This is a genomic window from Endozoicomonas sp. ONNA2 (genome assembly GCF_024606365.1).
Lineage (GTDB): Bacteria > Pseudomonadota > Gammaproteobacteria > Pseudomonadales > Endozoicomonadaceae > Endozoicomonas.
Map to the genome: position 1 here is coordinate 1 of NZ_JAHHPO010000693.1, position 23893 is coordinate 23893.

The following is a 23893-nucleotide window of genomic DNA, read 5'->3' on the forward strand; positions in this document are numbered from 1 at the left end:
ACTGAGTTCGCCCTCGACCAGCCGGACATTGACGCTGGCCGGGTTGACGTAAATCAGCCGCCGGACCCGGCCATTGAGATCGCGGTCAATCACCGCGTAGGCGTTGCCGTCCAGCAGCATGTCGGTGACGAGGGTCTCCCAGAACACCAAAGCGGTGACCAGGGGCGACGGTTCCAGACAAAGTTTCAGCAACAATGGATGGTGGTCGCTTTGTTCCCGGATGCCATCGGCTTTGCGCTGGTAAATTTTCAGCGGGATCGAGGCGATGGCACCGGAGATCAGCGACACGCAGGCGAACACGGCGGCGACCTGCAGCGCAGTCTGGTGGTTAACTACCGAACCGGAGTGAGACCGGATGCCCAGCACGTCCATCAGTTCTTCAAACGTGCGGCCCCTGCTTTCAGCGGCGTCCGCTTCGGCCTTGATGGTGGCCAGCTCTTGTTTAACCCGGGTTAGTTCCTGCTGTAATTGTCGTTTGCTGTTAAACCATTTCATCCGTTCATTACAAAATCAGGTATTGGTGTGTCGTGGTAACCCACATTTTCTCTTATCATGGCGCGGGACATGGCAGTGATCAGGGCCACCGGGCCATCAATCTTGTTGTCTGGTGAGTCTTTGTTGGGAAAAACATTGTCGTTGCGATCAACCCGGGCGGTGACGTTGGACATCATCCAGTTCATCACCGGGTGCTGGTCGTGGTGCAAACGGCCGTCAATGATCAGTGCCTGAATCTCTTTCATCGGGTCACTAAGCTGTTTGACGGTCTGGCCCACCTCGGTCATGACCCGTTCGTCCTCTTCCGCCAGCTGGGTAGCCAGTTGCGTGGCGCCCCACGGGTCGTAGGCAATCTCCAGTGGGTGGTATTGATCGGCCCAGTCATTAATGGTCTGGCGGATGGCGTCGTAATCGACGATCTGGCCCGGTGTTAATGTCAGCAGTCCCTGTTCCGCCCAGGCTTTATACAGCTGCTGGACATGGTGCGACTTGCCGCTGCGCTGGTCGTCTGTCTGCACCTCTGGCAACCAAAAATGCACCTTGATGTGATAGCGCCGGTCGCCGTCACAGAACAGCGCCACCAGGGCGGTGATGTCCAGCTTGCTGGCCAGGTCAACGCCGAAGTAGCAGGGCATGGTTTGCAACTGCGCTTCGCTGGCCAGCGCTGGACATCGTGACCACAATTCCATGTTGAAAAAGACGTCTTCACCGGCTCCCCAGATGTCCAGCCGCTTGCGTTTGAATTCGCTGGCGGCGGCCGGGTTTTGTTGCGCCTTTTGGCACAGGCGCTGCATGTCTTCCAGCTTGACCGAAATGCCCAGGTTCGGGTTGGCCTTGATCCACTGGTCGGGATCTTTCCATTGCTCCGGGTCGTCCAAAGTGTAGATCATGCCAAAGCAGCTGTCGTCGTCGATGACGCCCTCGAGCACCTTGGTCAGGTAGTTGCGCACCTCGTAGCAAATGCCGGTGCGGTCACTGCCGGCGGTGGTGATGACCAGCAACAATGGCTGTCGGCGGGCAGCCAAAGACAGCTCCAGCACGTCGTATACACGACGGTTCTTGTGCGCATGCAGTTCGTCGATGATCGCGCAGTGGGTGTTCTTGCCTTCCAGCGTGTCGGAGTCGCTGGCCAGCGGCTTGAAGCTGCTGGCGCTGGCTTCGTGGCAGACGCTGTGATTGAACGCCTGCAGGTGGTAGCGCAGGGAGGACTGGCGGGTCATGTCGCGGGCGGCGTCGAACACGATGCGCGCCTGGTCGCGACTGGTGGCGGCGCTGTAGACTTCGCTGCCCGCCTCGCCGTCTTCCTTGAGCATGTACAGGCCGACAGGTGCAACGAAAGTGCTTTTGCCGTTCTTGCGACCAACCTCGATGTAGGCACTGCGAAACCGCCGGGTGCCGTCTGCCCGGTACCAGCCGAACAGGTTAACCAGCGCGAAGGTCTGCCAGTCGCTGGGAGTGATGGACTGGCCTGCCCATTCGCCCTTGATGTGGGGCGTCAGGTCGTAGTAATCCAGAATGTCCTGGGCTTTTTTCGGACTGAATGACAGGCCACGTTGATGGCCATAATGCATGTCGTCAATGAATCGCTGGCAGGCAAGGCGCACCCATTTACAGGCAAGTATCTCCCCATCAATTATCTTCCAGGCATAATGCCAGGCGTCTTCCCAGTGTCTGGCCACTAAACACTTTTATGGACCACATGGACCACGTCTTTTTTTAAATACAACCAGTTGGTAAACGTAATCTGTCGTGGTTTCGAATTTATCAGCAATTTTCCGGTAGGACATTCCATGGTCTGCAAGCTCTCTAATCAACTCAATTTCATTGTCCAAAATTTTAGTTTTGTAATGGTAATCGCCATATAAACGCAAGCTGATGGACAGGTGTCTGGCTTTATGTCTTATCGATCCAATGCCACGGTTTAACTGTCGTGCTATTGCCGGGCCACTGATTTTTCCTGCGTTGTCTTTTAAAAACTTGATTTCTTGTTGAGTGTAGCGTTTCTGAATTGCCATCAACAATACCGGTTTGTTTTTGGAATTAATGCGCTGACAGCCCCGATTTGTTGTAACAACCAACCCGGTTTTGCCAGTCCGAGTTCTTCCCGGGTAAATTCTGTTCGTCCTGATTCGTTTATCCAGCGACGCAGATGGATTCGTTTGCGGATTAATGCCGGATAGTTTGTGTTTTTCCCATGCCGATAGCTATTCAGCATTCTGCGGATGGACTGGTTGCACAATCGGATGGCCTGTTTCTTTGAGACTGGTGGCGTGAATGAATCAAACACCTTCACGGGCCATCCGCCGTTTTTTTTGCCAGGCTTCGTAGTCGTCGTCAGGTTTGTCGCTGTTGGTGTGGATGCGGGTGCGGCTGCTGGGTGTCATGCCAAATTCACGCAGGATCGCCAGCAGCTGGTCCAGGTACTTCTGGGAGATTTTGAAGTACGGTGACAACGCCGGATGGCCGGTTTTGGTTTTGATTACCGGGCCGTATTTGTCCAGTTTGTCATTGCTTTCTTGCCACTTGGCATAGATCCGGCAGTACAGTTTCAATGCCTGCACGTCCATCACCGTCAGCACGCCGGCCTTTTGCAAATGGCCAGCAACCTGTTGCCAATATTGTTGCTCTTCTTTGCTCAAGCCGTCGGGCATGGAGATATCAGCCATCGGTGGCTTGGGTTCCTTGTCGTTCAATCGACAGGGCTGCGCCGTACCGCGCATCACTTTCAGATTGGTGGGCAGTGGGTGTGGGGCTGCCATATCAAACCACCTGTTGTTCTTTCATGGTAAAGGTCTGTCCTGTGGTTTCGTGCACCGCGTCCTTGCCGGTAAAGGTTTGCCAGCGCCGTATAATGAAGTCGCAGTATTTGGGATCGATCTCCATCAGCAATGCGTGGCGTTTCAGTTTTTCACAGGCAATCAGGGTACTGCCTGAACCACCGCAAGGGTCCAGCACCCGGTCACCTGGCTGGCAAGAGTTCTGCAGCATGCGCATGATCAGCGCCACCGGTTTCATGGTCGGGTGCTCTTTGCTGGTATTGGGTTTCTTTGCCTTGATGACGGTTGATGCAATCACGTACTGCCAGCTCTTGGCCAACTTGAGCAAAGCTTCATGGCTCATGTCGTCCAGGATTAAATTGGCGTCCATGATGGTGGTCTGTGTCCGGCCACCGTACCAGCTGTGCTTGCTGCCCTCTTTCCAGCCATAGATAATGTGTTCGTGTTGCCAGTGATAATCTTGCCGAGACAATTTGAAGTGCTGTTTCATCCAGATCAGGGTTTGCGATAGTTTCCAGCCAGTGTCGGTCAGGGCTTTACGAAAGTTGACGTTTTCACTGTCGGCGTAGGCGACGTAAATCGGGCAGCCGGTTCTGGCTACAGCAAAAACGTTTTCAAATATCCGCGACAAAAACTGGCAAAAAGCCGTCGACTCCATCCGGTCGTTTTTGATCGTCAATTGCTTTTCAGTACCACCCTGGTAATTCACGTTATAGGGTGGATCGGTCCAGATACAGTCAACCAAGTGACCGTCAACCAACTTCCGCATATCCTGCTGGATGGTACTGTCACCACACAATAACCGGTGGTTGTCCAGTAGCCAGACATCCCCGGTGCGTGACAAGGTATCGTTATTGTCCGGCAAATCAGGAATCTTATCGTCTTGATCGGTACTGCGGGTCATTTTTTCTGGCAGCATTTTCTGCCAGTGCTGGTCGTTAAAGCCGGTGATCTCCGTATCAAAGTCAACGGCTTTGAGTTCAGACAGCTCCAGCATTAATAAATCTTCGTCCCACCCTCCCCCTTGTTCGGACAGCCGGTTATCAGCAATTCGAAAAGCGCGTTTTTGTTCGTCATTCAGATGGTCCAAAACAATGCAGGGTATCTTTTCCAGCTGCAACAATTGCGCCGCTGCAAAGCGACCATGGCCAGCAATGATTTCACCGTCGTTGTCGATCAGCACCGGGTTGTTAAAACCAAACACTTCAATACTGCGGGCAATCTGCTGAACTTGAGCGGCGTCGTGCCGTTTGGCATTGCGTGGGCAGGCTTTCAGGTGACTTATATCCAATTCTTTGATTTTCACTGTTTTTTCATACAGTATTTAGCAAAAGTTGCATGCATAAAAAAAGTGCTGGACGCGCGCCACAACAGGGCCGGGCGTTGGATTCGGCTTGCGTCTTCAGGCGGTGGCAGGTGTCGCAAAGGCTTTGCAGGTTGCTCAAAGCATCGTCCCCGCCCTGCGACTTCGGCCTGATATGGTCAACGCAGGTTGCTTTGGTGAATCGCCCTGCCTGCCGACACATTTGGCACAGCCAGCCATCGCGGCGCATAACCTGTGATCGCAGCTTTACCCAGTGATGGCCATAACCACGGTGGGAACTGTTGCCCTGTCGCCAGTTACGCCAGCCGTTGAGTCTGCCGGTTTGGTAAATACGTTGCCGGTCACTGTGCTGCTCACAATAGCCATGGTCCAGCGTGGTTCGGTGGCTGCAACTTTTGACGCGGCAAGGCCGGGCGATTCGATCAGGCATTATTCAACGACCTCTTCGGTCTCGGTAAACGTCCGGATGATCTTCATGGGTGTGTAAGGCCGGATGCGGATGGTGCGGGCAACCTGGTCTTTTCTGGGTATGCAGCGCACGCCTATAACGCTGCTATCGGTGCGGATGTAAACCAATGAAGCCAGGTCGTTCTCCTGGCACTCATCCAGTGCGGCCCGCAGGGTGGCTCCGGTCATGGGGCGTTGCAGGTGGTTGCAAGCTGGTGTCATTATCACGGTCAAAAGGCAAAGCAATCTGAGTCGGTGCATTATGCGGGTTGTTTAAAAATCGTATCTCATAATTTGCTGATGAAAATACCGGTCAGGTGTGGTGATGCCTGGCCATTGTCTGGTGATTTGACCAGGCATAAAAAAACCCACGGTCGTGTGGGTTGTAAAAGTTCGCAAAGGCGCTATTGGGTCAAACGCTGGACACAGGCGCTCGACTCCTAGCGTAGGTGTTTAGTGTAGGTTTAATTGACGGGTTTTCAAGTCGATTTGGTTATAAACGTCAGCCATCGGGCAAACGACAGTTATTAAGTGCTGTCTGAAACATCGGCGCAATGTCCTGATCTCTATAGCTCGCCAGTCCGCAACCGATTCGGTTGACTTTGAATTCAAGGTCAGGGTGGTTATTGGCATAAGCAATAAAGCCATTGACATAATGCCGGATATCGATCAGCGGCAGGGTTTTCAACCGATGGTCCTTGGTCGGTATGGCATAGGCATTGCCGGTGCGGCCGATGCCGGTGTACTGCTCGGCACCGTGGTGTTTTCTGGCATACAGGGCAGCACCTTTGCCGTGGAAGCCAGCCAGGTTGCTGCCAAATACAAAAATCGGTGTGCTATTAGTCATTACACGGCAACCGGCAGCACACCGTCCGGAAAGACCCATAACCAGTAAATGTTGGCTTTATCCGTCAATTGCTTTTCAGGTGGGTAATACTCAATGCCCATGGCGTCGGGTCCGAACAATTCATTTTTAATGTTTTGCATTTCCCGCCAGTGGTTCGGTATCGGTTTGTCATCATGCCGCTGCACCATGGCCTTGATGGCGGTTGCTCCGTTGCTCATGGCCACGCCGTCTTCAATCATCACCACATAGCGGTTATTGCGGTAGGCTCTGGTCATCCAGTCCGGTGCCGGGTGCTGGCTGAAATCAATAAGTTCCAGTTTGCCCTTCGGCTTGCCCAATAACTTCCTGGCTGCGGATCGTTGAGGTTTGGTTCGGCTCATAAGTACAAATATTGCCTGTCTGTTCATTACCACACCTTTGAACCAGAAAGTGTATTCAGGATTCTGAAATTTGCCACTGATCAAGCAACAAACGATAACCATTCACAATTTGCAAAATCGCAAATAATGAAACTAAAATCAGTTACAACAGGAGGTCGCTATCGTTGCAGCACCACAAGCTATTGGAAAAACTGAAGGGCAACCCGAAAACCTTTCCCTGGAAAGATGTGGTCAGGCTTCTCACGGCACTGGGTTACCAGAAAGAAGAGATGTCCGGTTCGCGGGTGCGTTTTTACCATAAATCGAATAAACACATGCTTCGCTTTCACCGGCCTCACCCGGAAAACCATCTCAAAGGAGGCGCGTTGAAAGACCTGATCGAAGCATTGAACCAGCAGGATTATTTTTCATGACCCAGTATTTCAATTACAAAGGATACCAGGGCACCATTGAACCGCAGATTGAAGACGGCACACTGTACGGCAAGCTGGCGTTTATCCGTGATTTGGTGACTTACGAGGCAGACACACTGACATCTCTGGAACAGGAATTCCAACGTTCGGTGGATGACTATCTGGAGGATTGCGCCGCTTTGGGTAAAGAGCCGGACAAGCCGTTCAAGGGAGTGCTGAACGTTCGTCTTGGCGCAGAGCTTCACCGGCAAATTGGCTTACTGGTGAACAGCCAGCCGGGAAAATCGGTCAATGCCTTTATTTGTGATGCGGTCCGGGAAAAACTGAATCGCGTAAATAAGGAAAATCTTCCCCGCCATCACCGGTAGATCAAAACAGCTGTCTGACCTGCGCCTTATGTTCGGGCCAGTCATACTGGCCACCATTTTTGGTAATAATCCCCTCTGTCACCAACTTCTGAAAATACCCACGGACCTGTTTGTCACGGTAACCCTCGCGAATGCAGGCCCGCTGGCTCAACACCTCTTTACCGCTGTCACGCCGGGACAGCTGCATTTTTTTGAACGCCGGGTAACTGTGGGACAGAGTTTCCAGGTTCCTGGCTTTGGGTGCTAACGGTTCGTCAATAGTGTTGCCGACATCGGTGTCAGTGTCATCGTCAACTGGCCGGACCATAAACAGCACGCCCAATGTATCCAGCAACCCGGCCAGCAGCAGGATCACCGCGCCGGTAATAATGTCCGTTGGTACGTTCAGAACATTGGCCAGCAATGACAGCACCGATGCCAGTTCGGAGACCTCCGGCTGTGGCAGATTGGCCAGCTGGTCGCGCAATTCGGCATTGCGCTGCTGCAATGGCTGGGCATGGTTGCGGATCCGGTCCAGGGTCAGGTAAGTGGCAATGGCCTGGTTGTTCTGTTTGATCTCTTCACTGACCAATTCGCGCACCTGATCGATGTGGTTCGCACTGTCCAAATTGATGGTCAGTGCCCGGTGCAAACCCCCGGCCGATCCCAGCACCGAAACGGTGATTAACAGACCCGCTATCCAACGTCGTTGGTCGTACACTGAACACCATTTACCCAGCTCGAACACCAGCGCCATGGCGGCCAGAATCGACCAGGAAAACCACCCGTCAGCCACCGAGGTCAGCAGCAAAATAGACAGGATTGCCGACAAGCCAGCAGTTATATAAAAACCAACTTTTAAAACTTCACTGAAATTTTTCATATTTAATTAGTAGTTAAATAGCAGTTAATTAGCATTTAATTAGCAATTATTTATCAGGCTCTACCCTTAGTGCGCCAAGGCTTTCAGGATTTTTTGGCAGTTAATGATTTAATTCGCTCTGTGCATGCAAAAAAGAGATTTCTTAATAGTCTTTGTTAGCTAAAAAACCTAATCCTTTATAACCGTTTTAAAAGAGCGTTTTTCCTTCACTTTTAACCAACCGTTCAGAAAATTTTGGCCGTAAAACTGCCGGATAAACGCATCCTCAGAATGACAATTTAACGGTGGCTTTTTTGTTAAGTCATTGTCGTTTATTAACGATTGACCGACTGACCATAAATCAAGCTGACGCATGCATTCCCCGACCGGCAATGTTACAGAAAGTAATATCATCACCGGTCAGGGTCGGCACCTCGAGCGCGGCATTCTGCCAATACCAGTCCACCATGGTTTGGCCGTGTTGTTCAATAAACTCACAAAATCGGTTGAACAGGTCTTCATGGGCCAGACCGTAGAGCTGCCAGTGGCTGCGCAGTACGGTGCCGTGCAGCTGGGTCTTCACAAACTGGTAAATGAAAACATGGCAAAACAAATAATCTTCCGGGTTCAGTGAAAAACACTGGTAGTCAGTCGTCTCTTCATGGTTATTATCTGGTACATTAGTACTAGAAAAACCGCTTAAAAGAAGTATTTCATTCTCTTTTTCACTATTGTCTGTAGAGCACGGTTCAGTAAGCTCAGAACCGTTTTTATCAATATCACTATTTACTTCTTTAATGCCTGTTTTTTCTGACTGAACGTCCAGACAATAAGAGGATTCCCCCAAATCCACCTGTTCACCCAAAGCATTCAGCTTGCGGTTCAGCAGTCCCAGGTTAATCCGGTACCACAACCGGATACCGTCATTACGCCGTTCGTGGCGCTCCTGCAGCAGACCCAGCGCTTTCAGCCGTCGACGGGCTTTCTCCTGCTTGTAGCGGGACAAACAGGTCTCGGCCTGCCATTCATTGCGGGTCTTGTAAAACCAGCCAGAACGTTGTTCAACCGTCTTGCAGTGTGACCAATAAACACACTGCGCCAGAAACAGGGCACAGTCCGGCGACCCGGTCAGGCGCATCTGCGCCCGGGTAACCCAGACGCCGCGCTCTTTCTTTTTCGTATCGCTCATCAGCGCACCTCCCTGAACTGCATAAACTGCACATGGTGAGGTTTGAATCCGTAGCGAGCGGCAAAGTTCATGGCAGTCTTCGGGCTGGCGACCACCCGGGGCTCACCATCCAGGTTCTTGATCACCAGCCGGTCTTCCAGACACCAGTAACCGTGGATAATGGGCACCAGTAATAACCGGTACCCGGGCAGCAGTTTGCCACCCTCAATAACTTGTGAAATCAGCAGACCGGCATAACGCTCGGTCGCCTCGTGGGTCAGCTCGGCCATTTCTCGGCGCAGGTTGCGAGTAGTCAGTTTCATGATTCACCCTCAATATTCAGGATGTTCAATAAAGCAGCCGCCTGGCTGCCCATGCTGGCACCGTTGGCACTGGCCACCCGGTGAAGGATGTGATAGATCATGTCGCGCACGTCGTCGTAGTGGGAAACGCTGTCCGATGCCTGGTGTGCTTCAAACAGGGCTTGCAACCGGGTAAACAGTTGGTCATCGATCTTGATGTGTTTCATGCAACCACCCTCCAGCCGCATACCAGCGCGCCTATCTGGGCAGCCAGCGTGCAGGCTTCTTGTGGTTGTTGGCTGTAATGGTGGTGTAACGCAGGATGGAGTTGGTGGCGCAGGTGGTGCAGGTGTGGGCCAGGATGGCGAGGGTGTAAGTTTTCATGTGTTGACCTAACAATGAGTAGTTCCGCATTTCAGCGGTAATTACCAGCTCACTCTGGCCGTTAGGTCTTGGCCCCTCGGTTTTTTGCGCAGTGTACTGCTGCACTTATTCCCCGATGTCACAGGTAATCGTGCTGATCGTAAAACAAGATTGATTGAGAGGCAATCCTGTTTGTATTATTTGACTAAGACCTAACTTTAAGAGCACTTAACAAAGGGTTTATTGCCTTGTCGAATGTATACTACTATCTATACGGTATACCCAACTGCGACACCATAAAGAAAGCACGCCGCTGGCTGGAAGCCGCTGGTATTGCCTACCATTTTCATGACTACAGGAAAGACGGCCTAGCGCAAGATATGCTTGAACAATGGGCCGATGAATTGGGCTGGGAGGCACTGCTAAACCGCCGGGGAACCACTTGGCGGAAACTTCCCGAACAAGAAAAATCAGCCATTAATGCCGAGCGGGCCATTACCCTGATGCTGGAGCAACCCGCCATAATCAAGCGCCCTTTACTGGATACGGGCAACCAGAAGTTTCTGGGCTTTTCTGAAGAACAATACCGCAACTTGTTTTTATAACAAACGTCCTGATTAATTGAAGGAGTGATAATGAACAAACCGCATTTCAGCCTGGCCATTGGTGTTGGCAGCAAAAACCGTAATGGCCAGTGGCTGGAAGTATTCTACCCAAAGCCTATTCTCCATCCAGCGCCTGAGCTGCTGGAGAGTATTGCCAAACTGGTTGGTTACCACCGTGGCAATACGTTTATTGAGCTTGATAGCAAAACCCTGCACGCCCTGGAAGACCTGTTTGTCGATATCGAACAAACGGAACTGGCCACCATCACCCGCAGCCTGGAAGAGAGTGGACAACCCCGGGTGATCACCATTCTGGCAACCGATGAGGCGCCCACCAGCACCCCCGAGGCTTATCTCAAGCTGCACCTTTTGTCACATCGTCTGGTCAAGCCACACGGCACCGACCTTCAGGGCATTTTCCCATTGCTGCCCAATGTCGCCTGGACCAGTGACGGAGCCATTGACCTGGAAGAACTGCCAGCCCGCCAGCTCGCCGCCCGTGCCCGGGGCCGGATCCTGAGTGTCAACTCCGTGGATAAATTTCCGAAAATGACCGACTACGTTGTGCCTGCAGGTGTCCGTATTGCCCATACTGCCCGGGTTCGCCTGGGGGCTTATGTGGGTGAGGGCACCACCGTCATGCATGAAGGCTTTATTAACTTCAACGCCGGTAGCGAAGGCAAAAGCATGATTGAAGGTCGTGTTTCTGCCGGTGTCATGGTTGGTGAAGGCTCTGATCTTGGTGGTGGCTGCAGCACCATGGGTACCCTCTCAGGCGGCAATAACATTGTGATCTCCGTCGGTAAAAACTGCCTGATCGGAGCCAATGCCGGCCTGGGCATTCCCCTGGGTGACCGCTGCATTATCGAAGCCGGCCTTTATCTGACCGCTGCCAGTAAGGTTCAGGTGCTTGATGACCAGAAAAACGTCGTTGAAGTGGTTAAGGCAGGGGACCTCTCAGGCAAGAGCGATCTGCTGTTCCGCAGAAACTCCCTGACCGGAGCCCTGGAATGCCTCACCAACAAATCAGCCATTGAGCTGAATGATGAGCTGCACTCCCATAACTAAGCCATGGCTGTCTGTTGAAAAGACACGCACTGAAGAAAGGGTAGCGCATCCAGATAGCCCCGGTGCATAATACTGTGGCTATTTATCAAGGTCAGGTTACACAATAATGCGCCGTACGATTTTTGATACGCCTGTCGTTAATAACTGTTTTCGCACCTTGTCCCGCCTTGGTCTGAAGCTGTTCGGCTGGAAGCTGGAAGGCCAGCGCCCCAATGCCCGGAAGTACGTTATTATCGCGGCACCCCATACCAGTAATTGGGACTTTATTCTGATCATTGCCTTTGCCTTCAGTTTTCGCATTCATATCTACTGGATGGGAAAAAACTCTCTGTTCAAGGGGCCCTTTGGCGGCATCATGAAATGGCTTGGGGGAATTCCGGTTGACCGCAGCAAAGCCAACGGGCTGGTCCAGCAAATGGTCGACACCTTCCACAACTGCACGGACCTTGCCGTCGCCATTCCCCCTGAAGGCACTCGTAACAAGGTTCGTCAATGGAAAAGTGGTTTTTACCACGTCGCTCACGGTGCCGGAGTCCCCATTGCACTGGGCTTTCTGGATTATAAAAAGAAGGTTGGCGGCTTTGGCCCCATGTTCTTCACTACTGGAAACTACGAGTCAGATCTGAAAAAAATACAGGAATTTTATCATCATATGACGGGTAAAAACCCACAGCAGTTTGCCTAGCCATTTATTTATAACCAAATTCTCAAGCTGGTTAGCATGTGGTTATCACACTTGGATTACTGAATTTCAATGATTTTTATAGAAACATGAAACTATTCATTAGTTATGCAATCAAAAATTTATCAAACCGGATAGTCAATGACTTAAGCCATGAATTCAATAACACCAGCATCTTCTATAACAACAAATGAAAAATTTGAAAGAAGTTCAAACAACAATACCAACAATGCAGAAGGCCAATCATTTTTACCGGAAATCAAACAGCAATACGACACAAAACATATCAATGAATACAACATAATAAAAAAGTGCGAAGGTACAAGCAAATCACCTGCAGAGTCCCCGATAGCACACTTGCCTGAAGCACTACAGCTTGAAATAGTTGAAATCAAAACCCACTGTAACTTCAATGATAATCTCATTGAGATACTTAATGGCTCTGGCGTCTTCTTCAACAGGCTGATTATTTTGTTAAAAAATGTGGATCATTATCTGACACAAAACGGCTTTTCAGATAAACAGAGATTAGAGGTCAAGAAAACTATCAATCTATTGTTAACTGGTGGAACGTTAGATTTGGTCAATGATATTGGAAGTATACTTAACCATATAGAAAAATCGTACCAATCCGGAGCCTGGAGTCCCGATCCCATAGATAGACACTTTTTCGATCAAGACTATGAAAACCGTAAAACCCAAAACAGCACAGAAGACTTTTATCCTCAATGGATGATAGAAACTGAAATAGTCCCTCATATTCCTGCATCAGCAGCAACACTGGCTTATTGGAATTTCCGACATTCACCAGATAATGAACTCAGATGGAAACTGAACGATACTCTTATGCAAAATAAAGATCCGGGACTTTTCAAATGGATTTGTGAGCTAAGAAAATTAAAAGAGATCTGCCACAAGCCCGATACCGGCCCTGCCTCCTCACCATCGAGTTTAACCCGGTTTCATATTGAAGCAATTGCGGCCCGGCTTGATTATGCTGATAAAGAAGCCAACAAAAACCCTCATCACGATAATTATACTTGGGATGATCAAACCCCTTGCACCCGCAAGAGGAGAAAACAGAAGAGCAAAAAGAGAAGAAAACAGCCATCAGATTCAGCTCAAGCTGCTGGGCAAACGTTAAATGGAAAGGCAAGTGACAACCCTGCCTCCTCTCTCAAAAGTGTTGTCGAAAAAAAGGGCAAAAAGCCTGCCCACCAAACCAGTGGCTCCTCAACACACAGGCCTGATCATCATGATTCTGCTACTGCTGATAAATTTTCACCCAGAAAAAGAAGGCGAAATAGCACATATGCCTCGTATGTAAATAATGAATACTCCAGAGTGGATAATGAAAATCGATTAAAAGATACAGGCATACCGGAACTCGAAAAAATCATCAAGTCCGTACTTGAGGAGAAAGAAGAAAAATTAAGTCCAGCGCTTACCACTTCAGAAGACTACAACAACGAGCGTGCGGAAGTTATAGCAGCACAAGACGAACTCAGCAGACTGTATAACGCTTGTTGTTACCATTGTGGAATAAAAAAAACATCCATTAAAGTTGAGATAGAAAAAACCATCGCACCCAGTAAAACTGAACAAGAGAAAATTGCTGATAGTCTTGACGAAGTGGACCTCCCAAAACCCGATAAACCACCCTATAGCGATAAACCAGACACAGACAAAATAAATGTTTCTGACATAAAACCTGACTTCTATGAAGCTCAAAATGCCTTGATTACCTTAATAGAAAAATCGCAAAAGCTATCACTGCAACCTGCCATGAAACCTGAAGAACTGCAACGCCATCCTGAAGATTTGGGGGACGCCCCTGCCTTGCAACCCTTATCCACTGTTTTGAAATTGCCTATGCCATTTCTGTCAGCACTCTTCAAATTAGAAGTTAAAACAGAAGGTAATAAAAACCCGGAAACTACATCAGAAATAAAAGCAAGAGTATTAAAATTAGTTCAGGATATTAAAAATATCATCAGTTTATACAGGTATAATTCATCTGTCTGGAATCCTGTTATTGCCAGAGAAAATCTCAATCCAACAATACTAAAAGTCCGGGAAGTTCAGCTCTGTTTCTCGCAAATAATTGCCTTTAAGAGAAAACAACAAGGTCTACTCAAATCAATTCATCACACATCAGAAGATACCAAAATTAATGAAGATCAACTGAAAAAGACTGAAGAAGGACTCGCAAAAACAGCGATAGTGCTCTCTTCACTTATCGATTTCAGCGCATATTTAAAAAGTGCACACCATCAAGAACTCTGCGAACGTCTGTTAAAAGCTGTGAAGGAATGGGGTTCCTTTGTTGCAAATATCCCCCTGGAGGCTTTCCGGGAATAGCGCCCGACCGGACATCCCCGTCGCGAGGATGGCAGAAAATTGAGGATAAAAATTATGTTTTTTTCCGACGACTTCCGCTACTCTTTCCTCTGCCTTTTCTTTTAAACGGCTGCTTCGAAGGGGCAGGCAATCCGGCAACAGAAGGCAAACCATCGTTCATGGTTTGCATCAATAAAGCTCTCAGCTCTTGATCCAGCCCGCCCATAAACGCCCCGTAACTGTCCTTTCGCTCAACAATATCATTCAATGAGGCTTCCCAGCGTGCGGTCATGTCTGGCGTGGTTATCCTTTCCGGTAGTGCATTGATCAGGGCTCTGCCAGTGGCCGTTGCATGAATACTCCGGCCTTTGCGCTCAAGGAACTGTCGTTTAAACAATAGTTCAATAATACTGGCCCGGGTTGCTTCTGTTCCCAGACCATCGGTTTCACGGAGAATCTTGCGAATATCCTTATCCTGAACAAATCGGGCTATGCCTGTCATGGCCGAAAGCAGGGTTGCATCGTTAAATGGTTTCGGGGGCTGTGTCATTTTTTCCTTAAGCTCGGCTTCAGGACAATCAAGCACATCATCTTTGGCCAACTCTGGTAAAAAAACGCTCTCTTCATTATTCTCGCTATTCTCATCACCGGTGGAACGCTGATGACTTTTACCTGAGTTAATCAGGACCTTCCACCCTTCCTCTACTGTTTGGCGGCTCCTGGCTCGAAAAAGGCCTTTTTCTATGTCGATATCGACGACTCTTTTTCTGAACCTGTGATCCGGATAAAACTGCACAACATACTGCCTGGCAATCAAGCCATACAACTTGCGATCCAGTTCAGACAATCGTTCAAGATCCGTTCTCAGGGATGTAGGAATAATCCCGTGATGCGCCCCCACTTTTTTATCATTCCAGGCACTGGTTTTCCTTTCTGGCAATGCCTGGTCAACTGCCTTCCCCAGTGACGATACATTGTGGCGGATAGTTGCCAACACTTCAGGTGCCCGGGAGAAGTGCTCCTCGGGCAGATAGCGGCAGTCTGAACGGGGGTAAGTAATCAGTTTCTGCTCATAAAGACGCTGGCAGCTATCCAGCACCGTCCTGGCATCCATTCGCAGCTGTCTGGCAGCATCTATCTGCAGTGCCGACAACGAGTAGGGTAATGGTGGAGGCTCCTTGCCACGCTTGTCTTCAACTCGCTTTACTGTCCCCTGCTTACCAGTAATACGGTCCACCACATTCTGCGCCAGACGCCGATCCAACACCCGGCCCTCTTCATCCATCCAGTTCTGGCAGGCTTCACTGGGTAACCATTTGGCTTTGAAGGTTTCCTCTTTTGCCGTTAACAGCGTGGCAAAAACTTCAAAGTAAGGCTTGGGCTGGAAGTGTTCAATTTCTGTATCACGCCGGGCGACAAGACCCAAAATTGGCGTCTGTACCCGACCAATGGAGAGCAGGCCATTAAAGCCAGCCTTGCGACCAAGCAATGTACAGGCACGGGTCAGGTTAATACCGTAAAGCCAGTCTGCCCGGGAACGGGCCAGGGCGGAAACGGCCAGGGGAACAAACTCCTGATTGGATCGCATCTGCCCAAGAGCCCGGGAAACGGCAGAAGGGTTCAGATCGCTGATTAATAAACGACGAACATCTTTTTTACGCCCGGCGGAGAGTTTCAGATAGTCCAGCACCTCATCCACCAGCAACTGGCCTTCACGATCAGGGTCACCGGCATTGACAATAATATCCGCCCGTTTGAGCAGCTTATTGATGACTGATAATTGCCCCCGGCCGCCCTTTCTGGGTCTTAGCTGCCATTGCACGGGAACAATCGGCAGGTGTTCAAGCTTCCATGTTTTGTAGGCCGGGTCATAGGCATCCGGCTCCTCCTGCTCAAGCAGGTGGCCTATGCACCAGGTCACTACATCGCCTGAAGCAGACTCAATATAACCTTCCTGTTTTTTCAAGGGCTTTTTCAATACATCCGCAATGGCTCGCCCAAGACTGGGCTTTTCAGCGATAAACAATCGCATACAAAAACAATCCGGTTGACAATGACTAAAATACTGTTTTTTTATACAGCATAATTCGTCATTTGGCGAGCATTCTTCCCTTTTCCAGGCAATCTCTTACCAGTCCCCCAAGAGGTAGAGCCGACTATTGTTATGTTTCCAGGGGCGCTTCGGGTCTTGCATCTGCAGATAAAGCGTTTCGTTATTCCTCTCTTGATCGGGTACCTTGTTAAGCAACCCTGACGGCAGATTCCGGTCAAACGCTGTGACAGCATCAGGCACCATCCCGGTAACAGTGACCACTCCCGCAGGTTCTGAACGATCCCGGTCAAACTCTTTGACAGCATCAGGCATCAACCCGGTAAAAGTGACCACCCCCACAGGTTCTGAACTGGAAACCCCGCCGATTTCTAAAGGTTCGGCATCTTCACCTCCAAAGAGCTGCCCATCAATAAATGGGTCCATAGTCCCCTGAATTGACCAGTCTGCCTTGGGTGACTCATAATCTCCCTGCCCAATATCATTTGTGTTTACCCGACTGAGGCCACCGGCAAGTTCGTCTTCAATAACTGATTCCAGAACTGTTGCTGAATCCCCTGCCGAAACAGGGCCCTGATAGGGTTCATCAAACTGCCCAACAGGGCCACAGAGGCGATTGAAGGCTGCTTGCTCATTTTCCAGTGTGTAGAAAATCTCATAAGGCTGTTGGCAAATGGTTGGGGTTTGAGACTTTTGATCTGGATTATGGCCAGCATGATTTTCAATAATGACATCCGGTACCCGTGGAAACTCAATGTCAAGATGACAAATTGATATGCCGACACCTTTATCCCTCTGCTGCCCTGCCAAATAATGCCCCAGGTCATCCTTTAACATTGCAAATTCCTCATGGTGAATCGCTGCCGAGGTCATTGATGCGCATAAACGGGTAACTCCCTGTTTTAACGGATTGATTATTAGAGTTTTTACAAAACCAGGTCCATATCTTTTAATTAGCCCCAATACACCTTGTTCAGACACTTGATATCGAACGGTCATTTGGGGAAAGGTTATTATTACCCTATCTGCAGTAACACAGGGAATGTCAGTGGCTTTGGCCCTCTCAGGCATAATGCTGACAACAAACCCTTCATCCGAAGGCCAGATTGGGTAAACACCTGCAGGATAGACGTCATCATAAAATTGGTTTCCATTCTTGAACACGCCTGCGCTTCCCTCCGGAACCTTGTAGAGAAAAGGGATATAAGAATAGAAATCAGAGGCTTCAGTTAACAGAGGTAAAAAAAGAAGAAGCATTAATAATATTTTTGTGAAGTTCAGTAAGTAGTTGACCAAATGGAATCGTATAGTTCGGACTAAGTGGGCAGTTGCTATGCAAGGCGCATGCCCGCAGCTATGTGACAAAGTTGCAACGCCGCACGACTGCATGGATGCAGGAGCCAGAGCAACGCAGGAGAGAGTGACTGACAACTTGGTCAGAGAATATGATTTCATTTGGTTAACCACTTGGTTATAGCAAAATAATGAACCGGCAAAATAATAGTGGGAGGGTCTCATTCATAAGAGGATGCAATCAAAAATAGCTCATTTGAACAATGATACGGAGTCTGCGTTAAGCAAAGACCTTTTCTGACAGAACACAACCCATGAACTAAAATTTTTCAGGCTTACGACTGTAAAAAGGTAATCACGATGGAAATGAAAGCTATCGGTCTGACCATGGCCCTGACCGCTGTATCCCTGAATTCCGTTGCTGCCAGCTCTGACAAGGGCAAAACCCCAACCAACAGCAGTAAACCCATCACGCAATGGACCTGCGCTGATTACCTTGCGCTTCAGGATGACTACCAACCCTATGCCATCGGCTGGGCCACCGCATTCAGTAAATCAGGAAAGCCTGAAGATAGCGCTTTCGATGTACAGGGCATTGAAACTATCCGCCCCACACTGCTTGAGTTCTGTAACCGAAATCCCCAGGCATCCCTCTGGGACAAGATAAAGGCTGAGGTTAAAAAGCACACATAAGTTAATACCAATTCACACCTGCTTCCCCAAAGCAGGTCCCTGTTCAGCCGGGCAAATCATGCTACTCATGGAACAGCCGAAAGATATGGTAACCTGAACACATACCCGAACCGGTTACCAAGACTATGGCATCTCTGGATTACCTCAAGAAACTGACCTGCGATCGTCCTGAAACCTGCGCCCAGCCCAGAGATCTGATTACCGAGACTGAGAGTAATCGCGGCCGCATTATTCAGTCAGCTGCCCTGCGCAGGCTTCAGCAGAAAACCCAGGTCTACCCACTGGAAACCAATGCAGCTGTCCGTAGTCGTCTTACCCACTCACTGGAGGTGCAGCAAACAGGCCGCTACCTGGCGAAAACCATTCTGGATCAGCTAAAACAAAAAGGGGAATTGGCAAAGCTTGGCCTGGAAGGTATCGAGACGGCCTTTACCAATCTGGTAGAAATGTCCTGCCTGTTGCACGACGTGGGTAATCCACCTTTCGGCCATTTTGGTGAAGCAGCGCTCAGCCGCTGGATTCAGGATCATGGCAAAGCCTGCCACCATAAGGCAATGACAAGACAATCGGCCATCAATGGCCAAACCGGTCACTCAGAGCTTTTCTACCAGGTACTGTTACCGGATTTAGCGGTGTTTGAAGGCAATGCCCAGGGGCTACGGATCATTCACAGCCTGCAGGCACTCAACCTGACCTGGTCACAGCTGGCTGCCACCATCAAATACACCCGCCCCCCCTATCAGAACAAGACAACCGGATTTGCTTACCGTCAGAAAAAGCCCGGCTTCTACTACTCTGAACAGCATCTCATCCGGGACATGTGGAAACATCTTGAGATAGAGGAGAACTGCCGCTTTCCACTGGTCTACATCATGGAGGCAGCAGACGATATTTCTTACTGCATTGCCGATCTGGAAGATGGTGTTGACAAGGGCATTCTGTCATTCAGGAGCCTGAGCTTCTGGCTGAAAGAAGTGTGGCAGGAGTTCACCGGCGAAAAGAGCCGATACCTGCCGGAAATCATTAAAACCGCAGAAAATGCTGCCAAAGACAATCCACAGAACTTTATTCGCCATTTACGCTCACAGCTGGTCAGGGATCTTGTCGGCTATGCCGCTAACCGCTACCTGCACAAACATACTGACGTTTTTCATGGCAAGTTGGATGAGCCATTAATTGATGGTGGCTCAGACCAGCATCTGGCACTGAGAACACTGAAAACCGTAGCTATACGGCATGTGTTTAGTAGTCAAGAGAAAGAAACACCAGAGCTTCGCGGATATGCCGCTCTGATGGGGTTACTCGACATCTACCGCCCAATTCTGGAACTTCCCGGAGCCGCATTCTCAAACCTCGACAACCTGGATGACGGCGAACACTTTATCGAGCATCGACTCAATCACCGACTGTCCCGAAAATATAAGGCCGCTTATTTTCGGGCAGTGCAGCAAATCCGTCGGGAAAATTACTCGCCCGCTGAACAAAACGATCTTGAATGGTATTTTCGAACGAGACTGATTCTGGACTATGTGGGTGGCATGACTGACCACTTCGTGCTTACTGAGTATCAGAGCCTATCGGCAATTTAAACCAGGATGAAGGCTTTTGCGGTCCTCCCTTGATGTTCTTCAGCCATTGGGCACCTTCGTTCTCGAAGTATTTCCTGCTGGAATGATAACCTATGTCAAGAGCCCGACTTTGGGCTAAAGTAAATCTCAACCGAAACCAGACGACATAATTTCGCCAATAATTGCAATGGGAGGCAAGGAGATGACCGAACAGCAGGAAGCCAACCCGTTTACCCTGCACGATACCCGTATTCCCCGCTTCATCTACGGCACAGCCTGGAAAGAACAGGCCACGTCTGAGCTGACAATGCAAGCCCTGAATAATGGTTTCACCGCCATAGACACCGCCAACCAGCGCAAACATTATTTTGAACAAGGAGTTGGGGAAGCACTGCAGAACTTTTACCGAAGCAGTGGCAGGCGCCGTGAAGACCTCTTTTTGCAGACAAAATTCACCTACGCAGAAGGACAAGACAACCGTCTGCCCTACAATCCTGCAGCCGACACAAAAACCCAGGTCGAGCAGTCCTTGCTTTCATCATTGGAGCACTTGCACACGGAATATCTTGATGCTTACCTGCTCCATGGTCCATCCCGGTCTCAGGGGCTCAGTGACCGGGACTTTGCCGTCTGGGAAACAATGGAAGGCTTCCACCGGTCTGGGCAAATAAAACTACTGGGTGTCAGCAATGTCAATCACCAGCAGTTGGAGCTTTTGAGCCACCGGGCAGCAATCAAACCCATGCTGGTGCAAAACCGCTGCTTTGCCAGAACCGGATGGGACGCAAATATCCGTCAGCTATGCCATCGACATGGCATTCTTTACCAGGGGTTCTCATTACTGACGGCCAATACCCAACTGTTAGCAAAGCCTGAGTTCCAGGCCATTATGGCCAGATCCGGATTAACCGGGCCACAGGTCATTTTTCAGGCAGCATTAAAAATGGGAATGATCATCTTGACAGGAACCAGTGATCCCGCACATATGCAACAAGATCTGAATTGCCTGCATACGCCACTAAGGGATGATGAGGTGAATTTAATAGAGCAATTGATGACATAATAAGGCCAGTATAATGCTGGCTGGTTCCCATCCAAAAACTTGTTGAAGAAGGCGTCAAAACAAACCTTCATTTTTGCCCTCTTGCCCGGATATTTCTTAAACTGATTATCACCTTAGAACAGCTAACAACTATGACAGTATTCCTGACATTCCTGGCAACGGCATTTCAGAGTTAACGCGATGCCCGGGTTCTTTTAAATTTTTGAAAAAATGCCACACCCCTTTAATGCCAAGGTTAATAGCGATTTAATTCATACGTTTATACACCAGAAATACTTGCAGAAACGGGAACTTTAAAACAACATTTTATTTCTATATAACCCGCTTAAATCAGGCATTTAGGGCTTTCTATTGCTCTGCAGCCCGTGGCAATCGCAGAAAGTCCAATTTTTTTATTATTTATTCAAACCCGAGCATCCCGTAGAGTTAATGAAAAGGAATGGAGAATTTTGTAATATACAATTAGCCGATTAAACATTGATGGAGTCACCATCATTTATCAGCAGGAAATGCTTGATTGTCAGGTTTAAAAAGCTTTTGTTTCGATATTGAATTTCCGGACTCCCCAACATTAACTTCACCCCAAGGAGGTGATTATGCAAATTGCTAACTCTGGAACCCCTAATACGCCATCATCAGTTTACCCCCCGTCGAATTTGAAATCTCCCGCTATTGCTGAAATTAAACCTGCGCCGTCAACAGCAGGACTGAAAAATTCGCCAGACAAACAGATTTCGCCCCATAGAATGAAAATTAATACAAACGTGACACCACTGGCACGGGGTGCTCTGAACAATAAAGTTAACAGAGTATTTCGATCCGTTGGCAGCCCTGGTACTGCAGATATTTCTCCCAACAATCCGGAAAGGGTCAAGATAAACCAAATGAGGGAACAATTATTGAAGCAGGCCCGCCCTCTGCTCACGAATCCATGCGTGCACGCGTTGGGAACGTCTGGCGAAAGCCTGGGCCAACTCAAGTTCGTTGTATCGGCTGATTACTATTGCAACCCTGATGACAAACAGAAACTGCGCAAGGACGTGGACACAGTCCTGCGAGATGAAGTTCAGGAGGGCTTGCGCTCTGAGTTTGAAGTTAACGTGATGTATAACAGCTTAAACTGCAGTTCAGTACAATCTGCGGTTAGTATTTCTGAAGACAAGCTTTACAGCGTAACGTCAGATAGTGCGAGAAAAAATTAACCTGAAAAATTTTTGCGCCTTTTTGACTATGAATTTAGTTAAAGGATTATTACTCCAGGGCTTTCCTCCTTCGAAAAGCCCACTTGATCTGCCGGAATATTTGGATAATATACTCAGATACACTTCATTTGAAACTTTTGATGCATGGCCTGCATTCAGAAGGCAGGCCTGCCATCGTCAATCTAATTTTCGCCCATTATTCGCCGCAATCCTTAACCGCAACGCATTCAACTTGATAAACCCTTCAGCATCCCCCTGGTTGTAGGCACCGGCATCGTCCTCAAAGGTCGCAATATTTTCATCAAACAACGAGTCGTCAGAACGTCTGCCAACCACCGTGACGTTTCCCTTGTACAATTTCAGGCGAACTTCGCCATTAACGGGCTCCTGGCTTTCATCGATCATTTTCTGAAGCATTTCCCGCTCCGGTGACCACCAATAGCCGTTATAGATCAGCCTGGCATAACGGGGCATCAACTCATCTTTCAGATGGGCCACATCCCGGTCCAGGGTAATGGATTCAATGGCACGGTGCGCCTTGAGCATGATGGTACCTCCGGGCGTTTCATAACAGCCCCGGGACTTCATGCCCACATAGCGGTTCTCAACAATATCCAGACGACCAATGCCGTTTTCACCACCGACCCGGTTCAGGTAGGCAAGCACCTGCGCTGGTGTCATGTCTGCCCCGTCAATGGCAACAATATCCCCCTGGCGATAGATCAGATTCAGATAGGTCGGTACATCCGGAGCTGATTCAGGCGCTACCGACCAGCGCCACATCTCTTCTTCCGGCTCCGCCCATGGGTCTTCCAGAATGCCGCCTTCATAGGATATATGCAGCAGGTTGGCATCCATGGAGTAAGGTGATTTGCCTCGCTTGCGCTCCACCTCAATGTTGTGCTCATCGCAGTAAGCCAGCAGTTTTTCCCGCGAGTTCAGGTCCCACTCGCGCCAGGGCGCAATAACCTGAACCCCCGGCTTCAGTGCATAAGCACCCAACTCGAAACGCACCTGGTCATTCCCTTTACCGGTGGCACCATGGGAGATGGCATCAGCGCCGGTTTCATTGGCAATCTCAATCAGGCGCTTGGCAATAAGTGGTCTGGCGATGGCGGTGCCCAGCAGGTATTCGCCCTCGTAAATGGTATTGGCACGAAACATGGGAAAGACAAAGTCACGGACAAACTCTTCACGCAGATCATCTATGTAGATCTCTTTGATGCCCAGGGCTTCTGCCTTGGACCGGGCGGGCTCTACCTCTTCACCCTGCCCCAGGTCCGCCGTAAAGGTGACAACCTGACACTGATATGTGTCTTCCAGCCATTTGGCAATCACTGAGGTGTCCAGGCCACCGGAATAAGCCAGAACGACTTTATTGATTTTTTTCATTGTTCAACTCCAACGACAAGCCGTTTTCGTGACCTACAGACGACAAAGGATAAATATTCTTATTCAAGTGATAATAATTCATAAGCAGCCCCGGGCCAAGACACTTTCATCATGATTCGGTCAAAGCCATGATTACAGTGAATTAAAGCTTCAGAACTCTATCATAAGGGCAAAAATATGGCGCAAACCACCAGGAGGCTGTCCGAGAATAG

28 protein-coding genes are annotated in these 23893 nt (G+C 49.4%); 10 read left to right on the forward strand and 18 right to left on the reverse strand.

Translation table 11 applies throughout. The annotated features are described in order from the left end of the window. The 10 genes from KDK14_RS12150 to KDK14_RS12195 all read right to left on the reverse strand — a co-directional run. A partial coding sequence (locus KDK14_RS12150) for a phage portal protein (protein ID WP_257265392.1) occupies nt 1-495 on the reverse strand: 495 nt, incomplete at its 3' end. Next, nucleotides 492-2174: a terminase TerL endonuclease subunit gene (locus tag KDK14_RS12155; protein WP_257265393.1), complete on the reverse strand. Its 1683-nt coding sequence runs from the start codon at nt 2172-2174 to the stop codon at nt 492-494. The genes KDK14_RS12155 and KDK14_RS12150, both read right to left, overlap by 4 nt. 9 nt (nt 2175-2183) lie before the next feature. Then, nucleotides 2184-2510 carry a hypothetical protein gene (locus tag KDK14_RS12160; protein WP_257265394.1) on the reverse strand — a complete coding sequence of 109 codons (327 nt, stop codon included), beginning with the start codon at nt 2508-2510 and terminating at the stop codon, nt 2184-2186. Further along, nucleotides 2510-2788 (reverse strand): hypothetical protein, encoded by a 279-nt coding sequence (locus tag KDK14_RS12165; RefSeq protein WP_257265395.1) that lies wholly within the window; start codon nt 2786-2788, stop codon nt 2510-2512. The genes KDK14_RS12160 and KDK14_RS12165 overlap by 1 nt, the downstream gene beginning before the upstream one ends. Beyond that, complete coding sequence (locus KDK14_RS12170; RefSeq protein WP_257265396.1) at nt 2775-3254, reverse strand: phage terminase small subunit P27 family; 480 nt, start codon at nt 3252-3254, stop codon at nt 2775-2777. The genes KDK14_RS12165 and KDK14_RS12170 overlap by 14 nt, the downstream gene beginning before the upstream one ends. Before the next feature lies 1 nt (nt 3255). Beyond that, nucleotides 3256-4578, reverse strand: a complete 1323-nt coding sequence (locus KDK14_RS12175) for a site-specific DNA-methyltransferase (protein ID WP_257265397.1) — start codon at nt 4576-4578, stop codon at nt 3256-3258. A gap of 7 nt (nt 4579-4585) precedes the next feature. Beyond that, entirely contained in the window at nt 4586-5026 is a 441-nt protein-coding gene (locus KDK14_RS12180) for an HNH endonuclease (RefSeq protein WP_257265398.1), read from the reverse strand. Beyond that, complete coding sequence (locus KDK14_RS12185) at nt 5026-5277, reverse strand: hypothetical protein (protein WP_257265399.1); 252 nt, start codon at nt 5275-5277, stop codon at nt 5026-5028. The genes KDK14_RS12180 and KDK14_RS12185 overlap by 1 nt, the downstream gene beginning before the upstream one ends. Before the next feature lie 268 nt (nt 5278-5545). Next, nucleotides 5546-5890 carry a hypothetical protein gene (locus KDK14_RS12190; RefSeq protein WP_257265400.1) on the reverse strand — a complete coding sequence of 115 codons (345 nt, stop codon included), beginning with the start codon at nt 5888-5890 and terminating at the stop codon, nt 5546-5548. Then, nucleotides 5890-6270: a hypothetical protein gene (locus KDK14_RS12195; protein ID WP_257265402.1), complete on the reverse strand. Its 381-nt coding sequence runs from the start codon at nt 6268-6270 to the stop codon at nt 5890-5892. Before KDK14_RS12195 ends, KDK14_RS12190 begins: the two co-directional genes overlap by 1 nt. A gap of 164 nt (nt 6271-6434) precedes the next feature. Between KDK14_RS12195 and KDK14_RS12200 the strand changes: the two genes are divergently transcribed. Both KDK14_RS12200 and KDK14_RS12205 read left to right on the forward strand, forming a co-directional pair. Then, nucleotides 6435-6683 carry a type II toxin-antitoxin system HicA family toxin gene (locus tag KDK14_RS12200; RefSeq protein ID WP_257265403.1) on the forward strand — a complete coding sequence of 83 codons (249 nt, stop codon included), beginning with the start codon at nt 6435-6437 and terminating at the stop codon, nt 6681-6683. After that, nucleotides 6680-7051, forward strand: a complete 372-nt coding sequence (locus KDK14_RS12205; RefSeq protein WP_257265404.1) for a type II toxin-antitoxin system HicB family antitoxin — start codon at nt 6680-6682, stop codon at nt 7049-7051. The genes KDK14_RS12200 and KDK14_RS12205 overlap by 4 nt, the downstream gene beginning before the upstream one ends. A gap of 1 nt (nt 7052) precedes the next feature. Here the strand turns inward: KDK14_RS12205 and KDK14_RS12210 are convergent, their stop codons facing one another. The 5 genes from KDK14_RS12210 to KDK14_RS12230 all read right to left on the reverse strand — a co-directional run bounded on the left by KDK14_RS12210 (nt 7053) and on the right by KDK14_RS12230 (nt 9851). Further along, entirely contained in the window at nt 7053-7826 is a 774-nt protein-coding gene (locus tag KDK14_RS12210) for a hypothetical protein (protein WP_257265405.1), read from the reverse strand. Nucleotides 7827-8253: 427 nt separating this feature from the next. After that, complete coding sequence (locus KDK14_RS12215; RefSeq protein ID WP_257265406.1) at nt 8254-9081, reverse strand: hypothetical protein; 828 nt, start codon at nt 9079-9081, stop codon at nt 8254-8256. After that, complete coding sequence (locus KDK14_RS12220) at nt 9081-9383, reverse strand: hypothetical protein (protein WP_257265407.1); 303 nt, start codon at nt 9381-9383, stop codon at nt 9081-9083. Before KDK14_RS12220 ends, KDK14_RS12215 begins: the two co-directional genes overlap by 1 nt. Continuing rightward, a complete protein-coding gene (locus KDK14_RS12225; RefSeq protein ID WP_257265408.1) occupies nt 9380-9589 on the reverse strand; it encodes a hypothetical protein in 210 nt (69 codons plus the stop codon). Before KDK14_RS12225 ends, KDK14_RS12220 begins: the two co-directional genes overlap by 4 nt. 31 nt (nt 9590-9620) lie before the next feature. Beyond that, complete coding sequence (locus tag KDK14_RS12230; RefSeq protein ID WP_257265409.1) at nt 9621-9851, reverse strand: hypothetical protein; 231 nt, start codon at nt 9849-9851, stop codon at nt 9621-9623. Between the two features lie 122 nt (nt 9852-9973). Between KDK14_RS12230 and KDK14_RS12235 the strand changes: the two genes are divergently transcribed. The 4 genes from KDK14_RS12235 (at nt 9974) to KDK14_RS12250 (ending at nt 14441) form a co-directional block, all read left to right on the forward strand. After that, nucleotides 9974-10330: an ArsC family reductase gene (locus KDK14_RS12235; protein ID WP_257265410.1), complete on the forward strand. Its 357-nt coding sequence runs from the start codon at nt 9974-9976 to the stop codon at nt 10328-10330. 30 nt (nt 10331-10360) lie between these two features. After that, nucleotides 10361-11398, forward strand: a complete 1038-nt coding sequence (gene dapD, locus KDK14_RS12240) for a 2,3,4,5-tetrahydropyridine-2,6-dicarboxylate N-succinyltransferase (RefSeq protein ID WP_257265411.1) — start codon at nt 10361-10363, stop codon at nt 11396-11398. 106 nt (nt 11399-11504) lie between these two features. Then, nucleotides 11505-12083: a lysophospholipid acyltransferase family protein gene (locus tag KDK14_RS12245; protein WP_257265412.1), complete on the forward strand. Its 579-nt coding sequence runs from the start codon at nt 11505-11507 to the stop codon at nt 12081-12083. 150 nt (nt 12084-12233) lie between these two features. Beyond that, nucleotides 12234-14441, forward strand: a complete 2208-nt coding sequence (locus tag KDK14_RS12250; protein ID WP_257265413.1) for a hypothetical protein — start codon at nt 12234-12236, stop codon at nt 14439-14441. Nucleotides 14442-14493: 52 nt separating this feature from the next. On the opposite strand, the gene KDK14_RS12255 is transcribed toward KDK14_RS12250, so the two are convergent. Together KDK14_RS12255 and KDK14_RS21760 are read right to left on the reverse strand one after the other, a co-directional pair. Further along, entirely contained in the window at nt 14494-16452 is a 1959-nt protein-coding gene (locus KDK14_RS12255) for a DNA topoisomerase III (protein ID WP_257265414.1), read from the reverse strand. Between the two features lie 96 nt (nt 16453-16548). Then, on the reverse strand, nt 16549-17988 hold the full coding sequence (locus KDK14_RS21760) for an SPFH domain-containing protein (RefSeq protein WP_373691072.1): 1440 nt from the start codon (nt 17986-17988) through the stop codon (nt 16549-16551). A gap of 135 nt (nt 17989-18123) precedes the next feature. Here KDK14_RS21760 and hdeA point away from each other — a divergent pair, with 135 nt between their 5' ends. The 4 genes from hdeA (at nt 18124) to KDK14_RS12280 (ending at nt 22289) form a co-directional block, all read left to right on the forward strand. Next, nucleotides 18124-18456, forward strand: a complete 333-nt coding sequence (hdeA, locus tag KDK14_RS12265) for an acid-activated periplasmic chaperone HdeA (RefSeq protein WP_257265416.1) — start codon at nt 18124-18126, stop codon at nt 18454-18456. 125 nt (nt 18457-18581) lie between these two features. Then, complete coding sequence (gene dgt / locus KDK14_RS12270) at nt 18582-20045, forward strand: dGTPase (RefSeq protein WP_257265418.1); 1464 nt, start codon at nt 18582-18584, stop codon at nt 20043-20045. A 181-nt stretch (nt 20046-20226) separates the two neighbouring features. Next, entirely contained in the window at nt 20227-21087 is an 861-nt protein-coding gene (locus KDK14_RS12275; RefSeq protein WP_257265420.1) for an aldo/keto reductase, read from the forward strand. 596 nt (nt 21088-21683) lie between these two features. Further along, on the forward strand, nt 21684-22289 hold the full coding sequence (locus KDK14_RS12280) for a hypothetical protein (protein ID WP_257265421.1): 606 nt from the start codon (nt 21684-21686) through the stop codon (nt 22287-22289). Nucleotides 22290-22466: 177 nt separating this feature from the next. Here KDK14_RS12280 and KDK14_RS12285 read toward each other — a convergent pair whose 3' ends face one another. Then, nucleotides 22467-23681: an argininosuccinate synthase gene (locus tag KDK14_RS12285; protein ID WP_257265422.1), complete on the reverse strand. Its 1215-nt coding sequence runs from the start codon at nt 23679-23681 to the stop codon at nt 22467-22469. Nucleotides 23682-23893: the final 212 nt, after the last annotated feature.